The sequence below is a fragment of the Streptomyces sp. NPDC054047 genome (assembly GCF_055585065.1).
The window spans coordinates 1,492,376-1,508,822 of the sequence record NZ_JBVJKV010000001.1; the positions used below are offsets into that span (position 1 = coordinate 1,492,376).

13 protein-coding genes are annotated in these 16,447 nt (G+C 70.8%); 4 read left to right on the top strand and 9 right to left on the bottom strand.

From position 1 onward, the window contains the following. Positions 1 to 13 precede the first annotated feature (13 nt). Positions 14 to 2,854, bottom strand: coding sequence for a preprotein translocase subunit SecA (secA, locus tag ACZ6ZP_RS06685; RefSeq protein WP_351170885.1), 2,841 nt, complete (start codon positions 2,852 to 2,854; stop codon positions 14 to 16). 223 nt (positions 2,855 to 3,077) lie between these two features. Here secA and ACZ6ZP_RS06690 point away from each other — a divergent pair, with 223 nt between their 5' ends. Both ACZ6ZP_RS06690 and ACZ6ZP_RS06695 read left to right on the top strand, forming a co-directional pair. Further along, on the top strand, positions 3,078 to 3,650 hold the full coding sequence (locus ACZ6ZP_RS06690; RefSeq protein ID WP_469405751.1) for a GNAT family N-acetyltransferase: 573 nt from the start codon (positions 3,078 to 3,080) through the stop codon (positions 3,648 to 3,650). Between the two features lie 98 nt (positions 3,651 to 3,748). Next, positions 3,749 to 4,939: a winged helix-turn-helix domain-containing protein gene (locus ACZ6ZP_RS06695; RefSeq protein WP_351170879.1), complete on the top strand. Its 1,191-nt coding sequence runs from the start codon at positions 3,749 to 3,751 to the stop codon at positions 4,937 to 4,939. 16 nt (positions 4,940 to 4,955) lie between these two features. Here the strand turns inward: ACZ6ZP_RS06695 and ACZ6ZP_RS06700 are convergent, their stop codons facing one another. The 7 genes from ACZ6ZP_RS06700 to mtnA form a co-directional block, all read right to left on the bottom strand. Continuing rightward, positions 4,956 to 5,699, bottom strand: a complete 744-nt coding sequence (locus ACZ6ZP_RS06700) for a response regulator transcription factor (RefSeq protein WP_351170876.1) — start codon at positions 5,697 to 5,699, stop codon at positions 4,956 to 4,958. A gap of 195 nt (positions 5,700 to 5,894) precedes the next feature. After that, positions 5,895 to 6,587, bottom strand: coding sequence for a ribosome hibernation-promoting factor, HPF/YfiA family (gene hpf / locus ACZ6ZP_RS06705; protein ID WP_383822238.1), 693 nt, complete (start codon positions 6,585 to 6,587; stop codon positions 5,895 to 5,897). 316 nt (positions 6,588 to 6,903) lie between these two features. After that, positions 6,904 to 7,710: a ComF family protein gene (locus ACZ6ZP_RS06710; RefSeq protein ID WP_351170870.1), complete on the bottom strand. Its 807-nt coding sequence runs from the start codon at positions 7,708 to 7,710 to the stop codon at positions 6,904 to 6,906. 97 nt (positions 7,711 to 7,807) lie between these two features. After that, a complete protein-coding gene (locus tag ACZ6ZP_RS06715) occupies positions 7,808 to 9,673 on the bottom strand; it encodes an LpqB family beta-propeller domain-containing protein (protein WP_399984318.1) in 1,866 nt (621 codons plus the stop codon). Then, entirely contained in the window at positions 9,663 to 11,789 is a 2,127-nt protein-coding gene (gene mtrB, locus ACZ6ZP_RS06720; protein ID WP_469405755.1) for an MtrAB system histidine kinase MtrB, read from the bottom strand. The genes ACZ6ZP_RS06715 and mtrB overlap by 11 nt, the downstream gene beginning before the upstream one ends. A 1-nt stretch (position 11,790) precedes the next feature. Then, entirely contained in the window at positions 11,791 to 12,480 is a 690-nt protein-coding gene (gene mtrA, locus ACZ6ZP_RS06725) for a two-component system response regulator MtrA (protein ID WP_198502768.1), read from the bottom strand. Between the two features lie 4 nt (positions 12,481 to 12,484). Then, complete coding sequence (gene mtnA / locus ACZ6ZP_RS06730; RefSeq protein WP_351170864.1) at positions 12,485 to 13,678, bottom strand: S-methyl-5-thioribose-1-phosphate isomerase; 1,194 nt, start codon at positions 13,676 to 13,678, stop codon at positions 12,485 to 12,487. 140 nt (positions 13,679 to 13,818) lie between these two features. Between mtnA and ACZ6ZP_RS06735 the strand changes: the two genes are divergently transcribed. Next, the gene (locus ACZ6ZP_RS06735) at positions 13,819 to 15,141 is read left to right on the top strand and encodes a DUF7847 domain-containing protein (protein ID WP_469405757.1); all 1,323 of its coding nucleotides are present in this window, start codon (positions 13,819 to 13,821) and stop codon (positions 15,139 to 15,141) included. A 4-nt stretch (positions 15,142 to 15,145) separates the two neighbouring features. Further along, entirely contained in the window at positions 15,146 to 15,847 is a 702-nt protein-coding gene (locus tag ACZ6ZP_RS06740; protein WP_351170858.1) for a DUF4129 domain-containing protein, read from the top strand. Here ACZ6ZP_RS06740 and ACZ6ZP_RS06745 read toward each other — a convergent pair. Further along, a partial coding sequence (locus tag ACZ6ZP_RS06745; protein WP_469405759.1) for a hypothetical protein occupies positions 15,828 to 16,447 on the bottom strand: 620 nt, incomplete at its 5' end. The genes ACZ6ZP_RS06740 and ACZ6ZP_RS06745 overlap by 20 nt on opposite strands.

Sequence of the window (16,447 nt, forward strand, 5' to 3'; positions counted from 1 at the left end):
CTACAGCGCGCCGCTACTTCTTGCGGCGACGCCCGCCCTTCTGGGCCTTGCGCCGCTCCGCCCGGGTCATGCCGTCCGACTCGGACCGCGCACCCGCGTCCTCGGTCTCGAAGTCGCCCTCGTCGACGCCGCCCTCGGCGTTCGGCGCCTGGAAGTGCAGACGGTCCGGCCGCTGCGGGGCGTCGAGCCCCTTGGCGCGGATCTCGGGACGGCCGCCACCGGCGGGAACGGCGTCCTTCTTGTCCAGGGACGTCGCCCCGGCCGCGTCCGACACCGGAACCTCCTCGACCTGCTGCTCGACCTGGACCTCCAGGTTGAACAGGTAGCCGACGGACTCTTCCTTGATGCCGTCCATCATGGCGTTGAACATGTCGAAGCCCTCGCGCTGGTACTCGACCAGCGGGTCCTTCTGCGCCATGGCACGGAGGCCGATGCCCTCCTGGAGGTAGTCCATCTCGTAGAGGTGCTCGCGCCACTTGCGGTCGAGCACCGAGAGGACGACCCGTCGCTCCAGCTCACGCATGATCTCGGAGCCGAGCTGCTCCTCACGCGCCTCGTACTGCTGGTGGATGTCGTCCTTGATGGACTCGGAGATGAACTCGGCGGTCAGACCCGCGCGGTCGCCCGCGTCCTCCTCCAGCTCCTCGATGGTGACCTTCACCGGGTAGAGCTGCTTGAAGGCGCCCCACAGCCGGTCCAGGTCCCACTCCTCGGCGAAGCCCTCGGCGGTCTCCGCCGAGATGTACGCGTCGATCGTGTCGTCCATGAAGTGCGTGACCTGGTCCTGGAGGTTCTCGCCCTCCAGGACGCGGCGACGCTCGCCGTAGATGACCTCGCGCTGGCGGTTGAGGACCTCGTCGTACTTCAGGACGTTCTTACGCGTCTCGAAGTTCTGCTGCTCGACCTGCGACTGGGCGGACGCGATCGCGCGCGTCACCATCTTGTTCTCGATCGGCACGTCGTCCGGGACGTTCGCCATCGCCATCACGCGCTCGACCATCTGCGCCTTGAACAGACGCATCAGGTCGTCGCCCAGCGAGAGGTAGAACCGGGACTCGCCCGGGTCGCCCTGACGGCCGGAACGACCGCGCAGCTGGTTGTCGATGCGGCGCGACTCGTGGCGCTCGGTGCCCAGGACGTAGAGCCCGCCGAGGTCCTTGACCTCCTCGAACTCCGCCTTCACGGCGCGCTCGGCCTTCTCCAGGGCGGCGGGCAGCGCCGCGGCCCACTCCTCGACGTGCTCGACGGGGTCGAGGCCGCGCTGGCGCAGCTCCGCCTCGGCGAGGTCGTCGGGGTTGCCGCCGAGCTTGATGTCCGTGCCTCGTCCGGCCATGTTCGTCGCGACGGTGACGGCGCCCTTGCGGCCGGCCTGGGCGATGATCGGCGCCTCACGGTCGTGCTGCTTGGCGTTCAGGACCTCGTGCTGGACGCCGCGCTTGGAGAGCTGCTGGGAGAGGTACTCCGACTTCTCCACGGAGGTCGTGCCGACCAGGATCGGCTGGCCCTGCTCGTGCTTCTCGGCGATGTCGTCGACGACGGCGGCGAACTTCGCGACCTCGGTGCGGTAGATCAGGTCCGACTGGTCGGCGCGGACCATGGGCCGGTTCGTCGGGATCGGCACGACGCCCAGCTTGTAGATCTGGTGGAACTCGGCGGCCTCGGTCATGGCCGTACCGGTCATGCCGCAGAGACCGGGGGTCTCCTTGCCGTCGTGGTCGTGGCGCTTGTAGAGGCGGAAGAAGTTCTGCAGGGTGATCGTGGCCAAGGTCTGGTTCTCGTCCTTGATGTCCACCCCTTCCTTCGCCTCGATCGCCTGGTGCATGCCCTCGTTGTAGCGGCGGCCGGCGAGGATACGGCCGGTGTGCTCGTCGACGATCATGACTTCGCCGTCGATGACGACGTAGTCCTTGTCCTTCTTGAAGAGTTCCTTGGCCTTGATGGCGTTGTTCAGGTAACCCACGAGCGGGGTGTTGACCGACTCGTACAGGTTGTCGATGCCCAGCCAGTCCTCGACCTTGGCGACGCCGGACTCGTGGATGGCGACGGTGCGCTTCTTCTCGTCGACCTCGTAGTCGCCGGTCTCCTCGATGCCCTTCAGCTGGTTGCCGGGCTCGCCCTTGGTGAGGCGGGTGACCAACTTGGCGAAGTCGCCGTACCACTTGGTGGCCTGGTCGGCGGGGCCGGAGATGATCAGCGGCGTACGGGCCTCGTCCACCAGGATCGAGTCGACCTCGTCGACGATCGCGAAGTTGTGGCCGCGCTGCACCAGTTCGTCCTTCGACCACGCCATGTTGTCGCGCAGGTAGTCGAAGCCGAATTCGTTGTTCGTGCCGTACGTGATGTCGCTCGCGTACTGCTCGCGGCGCTGGGCCGGCGTCATGTTGGCGATGATGCAGCCGACGGACAGGCCCAGGAACTTGTGGACGCGGCCCATCATCTCGGAGTCGCGCTCGGCCAGGTAGTCGTTGACCGTGATCAGGTGCACGCCCTTGCCCGACAGGGCGTTGAGGTACGCGGGGAGGGTGCCGACGAGCGTCTTGCCCTCACCGGTCTTCATCTCGGCCACATAGCCGAGGTGCAGCGCGGCGCCGCCCATCATCTGGACGTCGTAGTGCCGCTGGCCGAGGACGCGCTTGGCGGCCTCACGCACCGTGGCAAAGGCTTCGGGGAGGAGGTCGTCAAGGGTCTCGCCGTCGGCGTAACGCTCCTTGTACTCCTCGGTCAGCGCGCGCAGCTCGGCGTCGGAGAGGCTGACAAAGTCCTCTTCGATGGAGTTGACCTGGTCCGCGATGCGGTGCAGCTTGCGCAGGATCTTGCCTTCGCCTGCACGCATGATCTTCGAGAGGACGGACACGGGGGTTGGTCTCCTTGCCGGTCGGGCCTGGCATGGTCGGTTTACTCATAGGGCAACGGCCATCGTAAGCGAGGAGCGGGCCGCGCCGGGAGGTCTGCCGATACGTCAACGGACGGGGGGCCTGGAAGGTGCCGGGTTGTGCCGATCAGCGCTCGGCGAAATGCGGGTGAAAGCGCGGCGAAAAGCACTGGCCCATGGCCCCTCGCCCCCGCAGAATCACCGGATGGAGCCCGTCACCCTCACCACCGAACGCCTGACCTTGCGCACCTTCACGTCCGCCGACACCGACGAGACGTACGCGGCCTGTCAGGACCCCGACATCCAGCGCTGGACCACGATCCCCTCCCCGTACGCGCGCACGGACGCGGAGGGCTTCATCACGCGCATGGTGCCGGACGGCTGGCGCTACGACACGGAGTACACCTTTGCCGTACGTCCCCGGGGCGGCGGCCCGCTGATCGCCGCCGCCAGCCTGCACCACCCGCGCTCGGGCGCCTGGGAGGTCGGCTTCTGGACGGCGAAGGAGCACCGGGGCAACGGCTACATGACGGAGGCCGTCCTCGCCCTGGCCAGGTGGGCCTTCGGCGACCTGGGCTGCACCCGCCTGGAGTGGCGCGCCGAGGTCGGCAACACGGGATCGCGCGCGGTGGCGGAGAAGGCGGGCTTCGCCTTCGAGGGCACCCTGCGCGGCGCCCTCCTGAACAAGTCCACGCTGCGTGACTGCTGGGTGGGCGCCCTGCTCCCGAGCGACCTCGGCCTGTCGTCGAGCCAGCCCTATCTGCCGGCCCGGGAGTGAGGCAGCCGGGGACTGAGACCGACCCCGCAGCCCTCCTCTTCACGCCTCTTCCCGCAGGCCGCGGGGCGTTGTCAGTGCCGCCGCCTATCGTTTCCGGCATGACGAGCCTGCCGCGCCCCGCCATCGACCTCTCCGCCGACGAGGCCCGCCGCATCGCGCTGCGCGCCCAGGGATTCTTGGGCGCCCCGGACCGCAGGTCCGGCGTGCGGGGCGTGCTGCGGCATCTCGGCGCGGTCCAGCTCGACACGATCTCGGTCCTGGCCCGCTCGCACGAGCTCATTCCGTACGCACGTCTGGGCGCCGTGGGCCGCGACCGGATCGAGGCGGCGTACTGGGACGGGGCGTCGGCGGGCTCCGGCCCCGCCCGGCCGCACGCCTTCGAGTACTGGTCGCACGCCGCGTGCATCCTGCCCATCGAGGAGTGGCCGCACTTCGCCTTCCGCCGCCGCGCGTACCGCACCCGCCCGCACTGGCACCACGACCTGCCGAACGGCGCGTACGACACGGTGATCAAGCAGCTCACCGCCGAAGGCCCCCTCACGGCCACGGAATTGGGCGGCGCGAAGAACAAGGGCGAGTGGTGGGACTGGTCGGACGCGAAGGTCGCCGTCGAGCGCGCGCTGATGTACGGCGAGGTGGTCTGCACCGAGCGGCGCAGCTGGAAGCGGGTGTACGACCTCGCGGAGCGCGCGATCCCCGAGGCGCTGCTCCATGACGACCTGGACGACACGGAGTGCCTGCGCCGCCTGGTCCGCCTGGCAGGGCAGTCGCTGGGCGTCGGCACGCGCGCGGACATCGCGGACTACCACCGCCTCAAGGGCGAGCAGTTCGACGCGGTGGTCGCGGACTCGGGGCTCGTCCCGGTGACGGTGCAGGGCTGGTCCAAGCCTGCCTGGGCCGACCCCGCGGCCTTGGCGAGCGTCCCGCGCGGCCGCCACCGCACGACGCTCCTCTCGCCCTTCGACTCCCTGATCTGGGAGCGGGCCCGCACGGAGCGGATCTTCGGCTTCACCCACCGCCTCGAGGCGTACGTCCCCAAGCCCAAGCGGATCCACGGCTACTTCGCGATGCCGGTCCTGGCCGGTGGCCACCTGGTCGGCCGCGTGGACCCGGCCCGCGAGGGCAGCACGCTGGTCGCCAAGCAGGTGTCGCTGGACGGCCCCAAGTCCGTGCCCGCGGTGGCACAGGCGCTCCGCGAGGCGGCGACCTGGGTCAACTGCGATTCCGTACGGGTGGAGCGGGTGGACCGTCCCGAGCTGACCGCCGAGTTGGTCCGCGCCCTGGGCTGAGCCGGAGCCCCCGGCCTCACCTGATCTCGAGGATCTTCTCCCGCATCGCGTACACGACCGCCTCCATCCTGGAGTGCAGCTGCAGCTTCTCCAGGATGTTGCGGACGTGGTTCTTCACGGTGTTCTCGGAGATGAAGAGCTCTTTCGCGATGTCGCGGTTGTTCATGCCCGTGGCGACCAGCTTCAGCACTTCCAGCTCGCGCTCGGTCAGCCGCGGCGCGGGCACCAGCCTGCGCTCGTCGGTGCGCTGGATCATCGACTTGAACTCGGTGAGCAGTTTCGACGCCATGGACGGGCTGATCTGCGACTGTCCGTCGGCCACCGCGCGAATCGCCGTGGCGACCTCGTCCGTGGAGATCTCCTTGAGGAGGTAGCCCGTGGCGCCCGCCTTGATCGCGTCGTAGAGGTCGGCCTCCTCGTCGCTGATCGTCAGCATGATGATCTTGGCGCTGGGTGCGACCTCCTTGATGGAGGTGCAGGCCTCGATGCCGCCGCGCTTGGGCATCCGTACGTCCATCAGCACGATGTCCGGCAGCAGGTCCGCGGCCTTGTCCACCGCCTCCGCGCCGTCGCCCGCCTCCCCGACCACCTGGATGTCCTCCTCGGCGGCGAGGACGATCTCCAGGCCACGACGGAAGAGCGCGTGGTCGTCCACCACCAGGACCCTGATGGGCTCCTTGCGCGGTGCGCCCGCGTCCGTGCCGATGCCGATGCCGCTGTCGGCACCCTCATCCCGCATCGGTCCGAAGCTGTCCGCCATCGTTCCTCCCCCTGAAGGCCATGGCCCGTTGTGCGTCGGCTGTCGCCAACCCGAGGCGACAGCACACCGGTTGGCCGGCTCCGCCCATGATTTCATGCCCGGACGGCCGCGCGGTGCGCGCAGGGGTCGCATGATGATGCCCCTGGGGGCGCACACGCGCTCCAGGGGCACCATCGAGCCCTCGGCCGACCGGGGTCAGCCGCCGAGCGCACCGCCCCCGCCCGCGGACTCCGCCCGCGTGACCATGGGGTCGGTGTTGAGGCGGATGACGCCGTAGTCGTAGGCGTGTCGCCGGTAGACGACGCTCGGTTCCTTCGTCTCCGAGTCGACGAACAAGTAGAAGTCGTGCCCGACGAGTTCCATCTCGTAGAGCGCCTGGTCGAGCGACATCGGGGCCGCCACGTGGCTCTTCTCGCGGACCACGAGCGGGCCTTCGCCCTGGATCTCCAGTGAGCCGATCCTCTTGACGGGGATACCGTCCGGCTCTTCCTCACGTACGACGGTGCCGTCTCCGTTGAGAGTCGCCGCGTCCGGCACCCGCTCGGCAACCTCGGCGGCGGAGAGCCTGCCGGTGCCGCGCCGGTTGTGGCGCTTCTCGTGCTGCTTGCGCAGCCGGGCGTCGAGCTTGGCGGTGGCCAGGTCGAGCGCCGCGTACGGATCGGTTGCCGAGGCCTCCGCGCGGATCACGGGTCCACGTCCGCGGAGTGTGATCTCCACGCGGTCGGAACGGTCGGCCTGACGCGGGTTGGCCTCCTTGGACACCTCGACGTCCAGGCTGATCACCTTGGCGTCAAGCTTCTGGATCTTCTCCAGGTTCAGCTTCTCGGCCACGTGCTTGCGGAACCGCTCGGGTACCTCGGTCTTGCGGCCCTTGACGACGATGTCCACGCAGAACTCCGTTCCCGGATCGCCCCGCTTCGGTGGCGGAGCATCTCCCTTTTGCACCAGGCCCCGGTGACTCCCGGAGCCTCGGACTCGGTGACTTCCACCTCCTCCTCCCCCGCGAACAAGATCTACACCCCGACCGGCCCCGGTGATTGCGGAAAAACCCGGCGACCGGCATTCCGATATGCGAGGGGCGGCGTCCGCCATTCCTCACAACCGAACATATCTCGCCCGGACGGATGTCGTCACCCTCTACCGCCGCATACCTCCATTCAGGTGTATTGGCCCTCTCACTACCTGCAACGATGCAAGTTCCCAGTCAGTTCCGGTTTATTCCGAAAGAATCCGGTGAGGAGGCGACAACAGCGGCGGTGACCCTGTTCTCACACGCTATTTCACGGGCTGTTACCACCGCGGCCCGCTTTTCACCTTCCGTGTGTACGTCACGTATTGCGCGGGCCGCCTCGGACAAAGACGCGCCCGTGGTCATCAGGTCGTCCACGATCACGATCCGGCCGCCGTCGGCGACGAGCCGCCCGCCACCCGCGGTCACCTCCAGAGCGCCGTGGAGATTCACCTGCCGCTGCCGGGAGTTGAGCCCCGCCTGGTCGGCCACCGCACGCCGCTGGCGCAGCACGCAGAGCACCCGGGCCCGCGTCCCGCCGCGCCGCAGCTCACCCGCCGCCGCCAGCGCGATCCGCCGTACCGGATCGTGCCCACGCGCCCGCACGGCCCGGGGAGCCGACGGAACGGGCACCAGCAGTACCGGAGCGTCACCACGCGCCCGAGCGGCACCGCGCGTCGAAGCGTCACCCCGCACGCAAGCGCCGTCACCCCGCAGCCCCGCGCGCACCGCCGCGGCCAGCCCCGCCCCCAGCGGCCCCGCGAGCCCCAGGGCGCCCCGCTCCTTGTGCGCGAGCAGCAGCGCCCGCACCCCGTCCTCGTAGGGAGCCGCCGCGTGCACCACCGGCAGTCCGGGCGGCCGCGGATCGGGGCTCACCCGGCACGGCACGGTCCCGCACAGGGCTTCGCGGCACTGTGCGCAGAGCGCCGTACGCGGTGTGCCACAGCCTCCGCACTCGGCCGGCAGCACCAGATCGGTGAGGTCCCGCCACCACCCCGGCATGCCCACCACTGTGCCAAGGCGCGCGCGCCGCTGCCACCCCTGTGGAAAACCGCCTGTGGACACTCCACGGCACAGGAGCGGCCTTACCCGCGACGCCTCACCCCGGGTAGACCGGCGCCGTACCTTCCTTGACCACCGTCTGCCACTGCGCACCCGTCGGCAGCCGCACGATCCCGTCGTCCGAGTGCGCCACCAGCGGCTGCCGCTCGTCCTCGGACGCCGCGATCTCCTTCACGCCGGTGAGGCCGGGCAGCGTCGCGCCCGCGGGCACCGAGCCGTCGCACTGGACGTACCGCATCTGCTGCACACCGCCGGACTCGCGCCCGACCACCACGAGACGGCTGCCGCCCGCCCACGACATGGCGGTGACCTCCTCCATCTGCGGTGCCGCCTGGCGCAGTTCGACCACCGAGATGTCCGGCTGCTCGCCCTTGGCACCCGTCCGCTCGACGCGGCCGATCTTCAGGGACGTCTTGCCGTCCTTCTTCACGAGGAGCGCGACCCGTACGGCGTCGGCCGACACCCGCACCGCCTCGATCCGCCCGTCGAGGCCCGAGATCTTGACCGGCAGCGGGTCTCCCGCCCCCTGCTCCAGCCAGAGCAGCCGCTGCCGCTTCGGGTCACGGTCGGCCACCCAGAGGTCGCCGCGGCCGTCCCAACTGGGCGTGGAGAGACCGTCCTTCTCGGACTTGGCCCTGCTGCGCACCTCCGGCTTGCCGAGCGCGCCCGTGGAGACCAGCGACCCCATGTACAGCGAGCGCCCGTCGAGCGACACCCCGGCCGCCCGCTCCTCGTCCCGCGACACGGCGGCGGACCGCAGCGGCTGCTCGCCACTGCCCAACCGCCCCTGCACGGGCTCCGGATCGACCTTGCCCTTGGCGCTGGCAGGCATCCGCACCAGGCGCCGCCTGTCGTCGATGAGGTACTGGAAGTCGGGGTGGTCCGCGGTGCGGCGCGAGGCGACGGACTCGGCCCGGTCCTTGCTCAGGACGCACAGCTGCGAGCCGTTGCGGCGCTGGAGCTCCACCTCCTCGACGCCGGACGACGTCAGGTCCTGGAGCGTGAACAGCAGTTGGGCGGCCATCTCGGTGCACCGCTCCTGGCCTATGGGATCGGCCTTCGCGTTCAGCGGCACCGTCAGCTTGCCCTGGTCGTCGGGCGCCAGCGTCCTGGTGTCCGCCTTGAGCCGCGTACCCGTAGGGAAGCGGGTGCCCACGACCTGCTTGAGCCACGTGGTGGGCCCGTCGAGGAGCGCCTTGACGGTCTCCGTCACGGGGTCTATTCGCTGACGTATGTAGACGGGGTCGGCGACGAGACCCTCCTGGCCGCCTCCGGTGGCGCCGGACGAACGCGTCGCGAAGTAGTACTTGTTGACGGACCAGTAGATCCGCTGGAAGTCGGACTGCCCGAGCACGACGCCCGGCGGCACCCGGTCGATCCGCCACTCCTTGCCGTTGGATCCGTCCTGCTGCGTGAGGTGGACGACCTGGTTGTACGCGGCGTTGTCGAGCTGGTACGCGTGCTCCTTGTCGACCGTGGCGACCTTGCGCCCGGTCAGCGGGAAGGAACGGCCGCTCTCGCCGTCGTCCCCGACACTGCCCGATCCGGTGCTCGGCCCGTTCTCGAGCACCGTGGTCTGCAGATCCGGGTCCCAGCCCCTGGACGCGTCCTTGGTCAGGTACTTGCGCGCCATCGCGAATTCCGGGTCGTCGCTGGTCAGCGCCTCAAGAAAGCCCTGGACGATCTCCTCGGGGCTCGCGTCCTCACCCGGTGGCATCGCGTAGACGCGGACCTGGGACTGCGAGTCCGGCCGCTGGGAGGCGTCGACCGCCTTGAGGTTGCCGCTGTCGGGCATCGAGGCGCAGCCCGCGAGCAGCACCCCGCAGGAGCCGAACAGCAGACCGGCCCGCAGTGCGCGCCGGTGCGTGCGGCGACAGGTGCGGCGATCGTGGTCAGCGCCCACGAGAGGCCTCCCCTTCCCTTGCGGGATTTGTTTCCGTCTGGTCTGTCTCGTCCGTCTCGTCCGTCTCGTCCGTCCCGCTCGCCTCGGACGCGGGGCCATCGGGCTCCTCGTCACGCGGCATGTCGTCGTCCATGGGCCGCCGCGGCACGACGCGCGACCCGCTGCCCGGCAGCGCCGCCGGGTCCGCCGTGGCCGCCTGCGCGAGCCGCGGCGCGATCGGAGCCCTCGCCGGGACGGGCGGCGGCACCCGCTCGGACGTCGACGGCTGCGCCGGCACCGTGGCCAGCTTGGCCGCGCCGCCGAGCGGCAGACCGGCGTCGTTCAGGCCGCGGTGGCGCCGCGAGTCGTCGGGCTCCAGCGGTATCGGCGAGCCCCGCAGCGCCTCGTCCGCCGTGCGCGGCAGCGTCAGGCGGAACTGCGAACCGCCCCCCGGCTCGCCCCACGCCTGCAGCCAGCCGCCGTGCAGCCGAGCGTCCTCGAGCGCGATGGAGAGCCCGAGGCCCGTACCACCGGTGGTACGCGCGCGTGCCGGGTCGGCCCGCCAGAAGCGGCTGAACACCCGGGTCGCCTCGCCGGGCTTGAGCCCCACTCCGTAGTCACGCACCGCGACCGCGACCGCGCCGCCCGCCGCCGCGAGCCGCACCACGACGTCCTGGCCCTCACCGTGCTCCACGGCGTTGACCACGAGATTGCGAAGGACGCGCTCCACACGGCGTGCGTCGGCCTCGGCCACCACGGGCTGCTGGTCCCCGACGACCCGGATGTGCGTCCCCTTGCGGTCCGCCAGCGGCTCCGCGCCGCCCACGACCCGTCGTACGACCTCACGCAGGTCTATCGGCTCGGCCTCCAGGGCCGCCGCGCCCGCGTCGAACCGGCTGATCTCAAGGAGATCCGCGAGCAGCGTCTCGAACCGGTCCAGCTGGTCGGCGAGCAGCTCGGCCGACCGCGCCGTCACCGGGTCGAAGTCCACGCGCGCGTCATGGATGACGTCGGCCGCCATCCGCACGGTCGTCAGCGGCGTACGCAGCTCGTGCGAGACGTCCGAGACGAACCGCCGCTGCATCCGCGAGAGCTCCTCCAGCTGCTGGATCTTCAGCTGGAGGTTCTGCGCCATCTTGTTGAAGGCCTCACCGAGCCGCGCGATGTCGTCCTCTCCGGTGACCTTCATACGTTCCTGAAGGCGCCCGGCGGACAGCCGCTCGGCGATGCCCGCCGCCATCCGTACCGGCGTGACGACCTGGCGCACCACCAGCCAGGCGATGGCGCCGAGCAGTACGACGACGAACAGGCCGGCGGTGGCGAGGGTCGTCCTGACGACGCCGAGGGACTCCTCCTCCTGGGTGAGCGGGAAGAGGTAGTACAGCTGGTAGGACTCGCCGTTCAGGTCGTTCAGACGCTTGCCGATGACCAGGCCGGGCTGTGCTTCACGGCCGTCGTTGAAGACGATCCGGGTGTTGCTCTGATACGCCCTGGTGCCCTTGTCGACGCTGCTGCGCAGCGACTCGGGCACGCTCTGGATCGGGTCCACGCCCCCGGAGGCGCGCGGCCCGCGCACCCTGGCGCCGCCCGGCGTGGACGTCGGGCTCAGCGTCACCACGTTGAACGCGCTCTGGCCGCCGCTGGAGAGCTGCTCCACCAGGTCGGACATCCACACGGCGGTGGGCGGCGTGGCCCCGCCGTCGGACGTGCCGCTGTCCTGCCCGGAGCGCGGCCGGGCGGAGTTCGCCTCGTCCTGAGCGGCCCGGAAGCCACCGTCGGCCTGGCTCTGCGAGGCCTTCACCTTGGCCTTGAGCAGGCCGTTGTTCACGGAACTCATGACGGCGAAGCCGAGCATCAGCACGACGCCCAGCGACATGAGCAGCGTCGTGACGACGACCTTCAGCTGGATGTTGCGCCGCCACAGCCGCAGGGCGGGCAGCAGCGGGCGCCGCACCCAGCGCACGAAGAGCCTCAGGACGGGGCTGCCCTGCACCCCGTCCTGCAACAGCAAACCGCCGTCGAGAAGCCTCGCGAACGTGGAGCCGCGCCGGCCCGCCGCACCGCCCCGGGCCCCGCCAGTCCGCCCCGAGCGGCCACCCGGAGCCCCGGGCGGTACGGGGGAACTGTCCCGGGTCACGTCAGCTCGGTCCGGCCTTGTAACCGACACCACGGACGGTCACCACGATCTCCGGCCGCTCGGGGTCCCGCTCGACCTTCGAGCGCAGCCGCTGGACGTGCACGTTCACCAGCCGGGTGTCGGCCGCGTGGCGGTAGCCCCAGACCTGCTCGAGCAGCACCTCACGCGTGAACACCTGCCACGGCTTGCGGGCCAGCGCGACCAGCAGGTCGAACTCCAGCGGGGTCAGCGCGATCGACTGCCCCTCCCGCTTCACGGAGTGCCCCGCCACGTCGATGACCAGGTCACCGATGGCCAGCTGCTCCGGCGCGGGCTCCTCGGACCTCCGCAGCCGCGCCCTGATGCGGGCCACGAGCTCCTTCGGCTTGAAGGGCTTCACGATGTAGTCGTCGGCGCCGGACTCGAGCCCGACCACGACGTCCACGGTGTCGCTCTTGGCCGTGAGCATGACGATCGGCACCCCGGATTCCGCCCTGATCAGGCGGCACACCTCGATGCCATCACGGCCCGGCAACATCAAATCCAGCAGTACAAGATCCGGCTTTGCCTCCCTGAAAGCGGCCAGCGCCTTGTCGCCATCAGCTACGAACGACGGCTCAAAACCTTCACCACGCAGCACAATCCCGAGCATCTCGGCCAGTGCGGTGTCGTCGTCGACGACAAGGACTCGTCCCTTCATGCCTGACATCATCCCATTAGCTCATCGTTACCTGGCGTGACCTGGCACACAGCTCGCCCAGGCCCTCTGCTGTCACGGGCGACACGACGCCCTCCTCGGTGACGATCGCCGTCACCAATTCCGGTGGTGTCACGTCGAACGCGGGGTTGTACGCCTGGGTCCCCAGGGGTGCCACCGCGATCCCGCTTCCCGCTTCGATTCCGGCCATCGGCACGTAGGGTGCCGTGACCTCCGTCACTTCATGACTCGCCCGCTGCTCCACCTCGATGGACGCTCCGTCCGGGGTGTCCGGGTCCACGGTCGTGACCGGTGCCACCACGATGAACGGCACGTGGTGGTAGCGGGCGAGCACCGCGAGCGGATAGCTCCCCACCTTGTTGGCCACCGAACCGTCGGCCGCGATGCGGTCGGCACCGATCAGTACGGCATCCACCTCACCCGCCGCGAACAGCGACCCCGCCGCGTTGTCCGTAAGCAAGGTGTACGCCATTCCGCTCCGCGCCGCCTCATACGCGGTCAGCCTCGAACCCTGCAGCAAGGGACGCGTCTCGTCCACCCACAGCCTGCGAAGACGTCCCTGCCGGTGCGCGGCAAGGGCCACCGCGAACGCCGTGCCCTCCCCGCCGGAGACCAGCGCCCCCGTGTTGCAGTGCGTGAGGACGCGGTGACCGCCGCCGGGCAGCATCTCGTCGAGCAGCGCCAGACCGTGCACCGCCATCCTCGCGCTGGCCTCGGCGTCCTCCCGGTGCAGCTCCCGCGCGGCCGCCAGCGCCGCGGCGCCCGCCAGCTCCTGGTCGGCGCCGCCCGCGACCGCCGAGCGGTACGCCGTCAGGGCCCTGCGGACGCCGGAGCCGAGGTTGACCGCGGTGGGCCTGGCCCCCGCGAGCGCGAGCGCGGCCTCGTCCACGTCGAAGCCGCGTACGGCGGCCAGCGCGACGCCGTACGCGCCCGCTATGCCGAGCAGCGGCGCCCCACGCACCGCCAGCGTGCGGATCGCCTGCACCAGGGCGGGCGCGTCCGTGCACACCAGCTCGGTCTCCTCGCCGGGCAGTCTGGTCTGGTCGAGGAGGACCAGTACGGGGCCCTCCGGCGGCTCGGCCCAGCGGATCGCGGGGATCGCCGGGGTCGCTGCTCTCACTGGGGGCGCTGAGTTCGTCGGGGTCTCGGTCGGCCGTGTGTCCTCGCCTGATTGCGCGTACTGATCAGCCATCCGCCCAGTCTGCCCCGTACCTGACGGACAATTGAAGGTGTGCAGCCCATACGCTGCCCGGTCACCGCAAGGGCGTGCCGTGGCACGATGGCTGCCAACCGGCCGCCGCGACAGCGGACGGGCACCGTGAAGGAGCGACGATGAACGACACTCCGGGCTGGGCTTCGCCCGGATCTGCCCCCTCCGACGGACAGGACTCCGGCAAGCCCGAACCTGCCGAGCCCGCGGACAAGCCCGACGGTCCGGGCTCGAAGTGGTCCAAGGAGCAGCCGCCGCCCGCCCAGTGGTCCGCCCCCAGCCCGCCGGCCGCCGGCCAGACCCCGCCTCCTCCACCGCCGCCTCCCGGTGGCGGCTGGGGCGGCGGACGCCCTGGCGGCCCCGGCCCCGGCCCTGGTGGACCTGGCGGCCCCGGTGGCCCCGGTGGCCCCGGTGGCTACCCCGGCTGGGGCGCCTGGCAGGGCCCGCCGCCCGCCGCCAAGCCCGGCGTCATCCCGCTGCGGCCGCTCGGCGTCGGCGAGATCCTGGACGGCGCGGTCTCCACGATGCGTACGTACTGGCGCACGGTGCTCGGCATCTCGCTCGCCGTCGCCGTGTTCACGGAGATCGTCGTCATCCTGCTGCAGGGGCTCGTCCTCAACGACAGCGAGACCACTGAGGTCCTCGACGACCCGAGCGCGACCGTCGGCGAACTGACCCGTGCCCTGGGCGACACCCTGCTGAGCTCCGGCGTGATCCTGCTGATCACCCTGCTCGGCACGATCGTCGCGACCGCCCTGCTCACGATGGTCACCAGCCGCGCCGTGCTCGGCAAGTCGGTCACCACGGCGGAGGCCTGGCAGGACGCCAAGCCGCAGCTGCCGAGGCTGATCGGCCTGACCCTGCTGCTGCCGCTCATCGGCATGGCGGTCGTCGCCGTCGGCACCCTGCCCGGCGTACTGATCGCGGTGGCCGGGGCCGGCGACGCCGGCATCAGCCTCGCCGTGCTCGGCGGCTTCGCCGCCGGAGTCGTCGCCATCTGGCTGCTGGTCCGCCTCTCGCTCGCCTCGCCCGCCCTGATGCTGGAGAAGCAGGGCGTGAAGAAGTCGATGGCCCGCTCCGCGAAGCTGGTCCGCGGCTCCTGGTGGCGGGTGTTCGGCATCCAGCTGCTCGCCGCGATCATCGCCAACGTCATCGCGTCGATCATCGTCATCCCCTTCACCCTCATCGCGGGCGCGGTGAGCGGCGACGGCGTCACCGGCTTCCTCGACACCGGCACCGGCGACCTCGGCTGGACCTTCCTGATCGTCAGCGGCATCGGCTCGGTCATCGGCTCGATGCTCACGTTCCCGATCACCGCCGGAGTCACCGTGCTCCTCTACATCGACCAGCGGATCCGCCGCGAGGCCCTCGACCTCGAACTCGCGCGCGCGGCGGGCCTCCAGGGCGACAACGGCTCGGGCGCCCCCGGAACCCCCGGGAGCTGATGCGGTGACGGGGGCAGCACTGCACGGGTCGAGAGCGGTCGCACCACTCGTACGACGCACCGGCGACGACGGCCCGCCGGTCACGATCCCGCGCGACCCCGCGCGGGAGGCCGCCGAGCGCGAACTGTCGAACCCGGCGTACCACGAGAACGACCCCAGCCTCCTGCAGCGCGCCCTGAACCGCTTCTGGGAGTGGGTCGACGACCTGTTCACCGCCGCCTCGGGGGCGACCCCGGGCGGCGGCCTCGGCCTCCTGGTCGTCGTCATCGCGGTCGTGGCTCTGCTCGCCGCCCTCTGGTGGCGCCTGGGCACCCCCCACCGCGCCCCCACGTCGTCCCCCGCGCTCTTCGACGACCGCCCCCGCACGGCGGCGGAACACCGCGCGGCCGCGGAGGCACACGCGGCCCAGGGCCACTGGAGCCAAGCCGTCCAGGAGCGCATGCGAGCCATCGTCCGCTCCCTGGAGGAACGCGCCCTGCTGGACCCCCGCCCGGGCCGCACAGCAGATGAAGCAGCGGCGGAGGCCTCCCGAACGCTCCCCGCCCACGCGACGGAACTCCATTCGGCGGCCCAGTCGTTCGACGCCATCACGTACGGCGGCCGCACCGCCACGGAGCCGACGTACCGCCGACTGACCACCCTGGACAAGGCCTTGACCCAAACAAGGCCGACGCTGAGCAACACCCCTACGGGAGCCCCCAAGTGACGGCCCCCCAGGACCCCACGAACGCCGACACCTCCCCGCACTCCGATCCGCAACGGCCGGCGGCAAACGGACCCGAGGCCGAACCCGGCGCCCACACGAGCGGATCGCCGACCGAGAGCCATGACGAAACCGGCAGAGGCGAGAACTCGCGACAGGCCGCGAGCAACCCCAGCTCCAACACCGAAGCCCCCACCCCAACCCCCGCCAACACAAAGCCCAACACAGCTGCACCCACCAACACGACGCCCGGCACACCTGCACCCGCGCCCGCGCCCGCGAACACGAACGCAACGCCGGACACACCTGCCCCCACCCCCGCGGCCCCCACCAACACAACGCCCAACACAGCTACACCCGCCCCCGCGCCCGCGCCCGCCAACACAACGCCCGACACAACTGCGCCTGCCCCCACGCCCACAGCCCCCACCAACACCGCGCCCGACACACCTGCCCCCGTCGCTGCGGCCCCCGCCAACACAACGCCCAACACAGCTACACCCGCGCTCGCGCCCGCGCCCGCGAACACGAACGCAACGCCGGACACACCTGCCCCCACCCCCGCGGCCCCCACCAACACAACGCCCAACACAGCTACACCCG

Coding starts and splice junctions, on each gene's coding strand:
- mtnA (WP_351170864.1), bottom strand. CDS start 13,678: ATGGCTGATCAGTACGCGCAATCAGGCGAGGACACACGGCCGACCGAG.
- ACZ6ZP_RS06690 (WP_469405751.1), top strand. CDS start 3,078: ATGGAGCCCGTCACCCTCACCACCGAACGCCTGACCTTGCGCACCTTC.
- mtrA (WP_198502768.1), bottom strand. CDS start 12,480: ATGATGTCAGGCATGAAGGGACGAGTCCTTGTCGTCGACGACGACACC.
- ACZ6ZP_RS06735 (WP_469405757.1), top strand. CDS start 13,819: ATGAACGACACTCCGGGCTGGGCTTCGCCCGGATCTGCCCCCTCCGAC.
- ACZ6ZP_RS06700 (WP_351170876.1), bottom strand. CDS start 5,699: ATGGCGGACAGCTTCGGACCGATGCGGGATGAGGGTGCCGACAGCGGC.
- ACZ6ZP_RS06695 (WP_351170879.1), top strand. CDS start 3,749: ATGACGAGCCTGCCGCGCCCCGCCATCGACCTCTCCGCCGACGAGGCC.
- ACZ6ZP_RS06710 (WP_351170870.1), bottom strand. CDS start 7,710: ATGCCGGGGTGGTGGCGGGACCTCACCGATCTGGTGCTGCCGGCCGAG.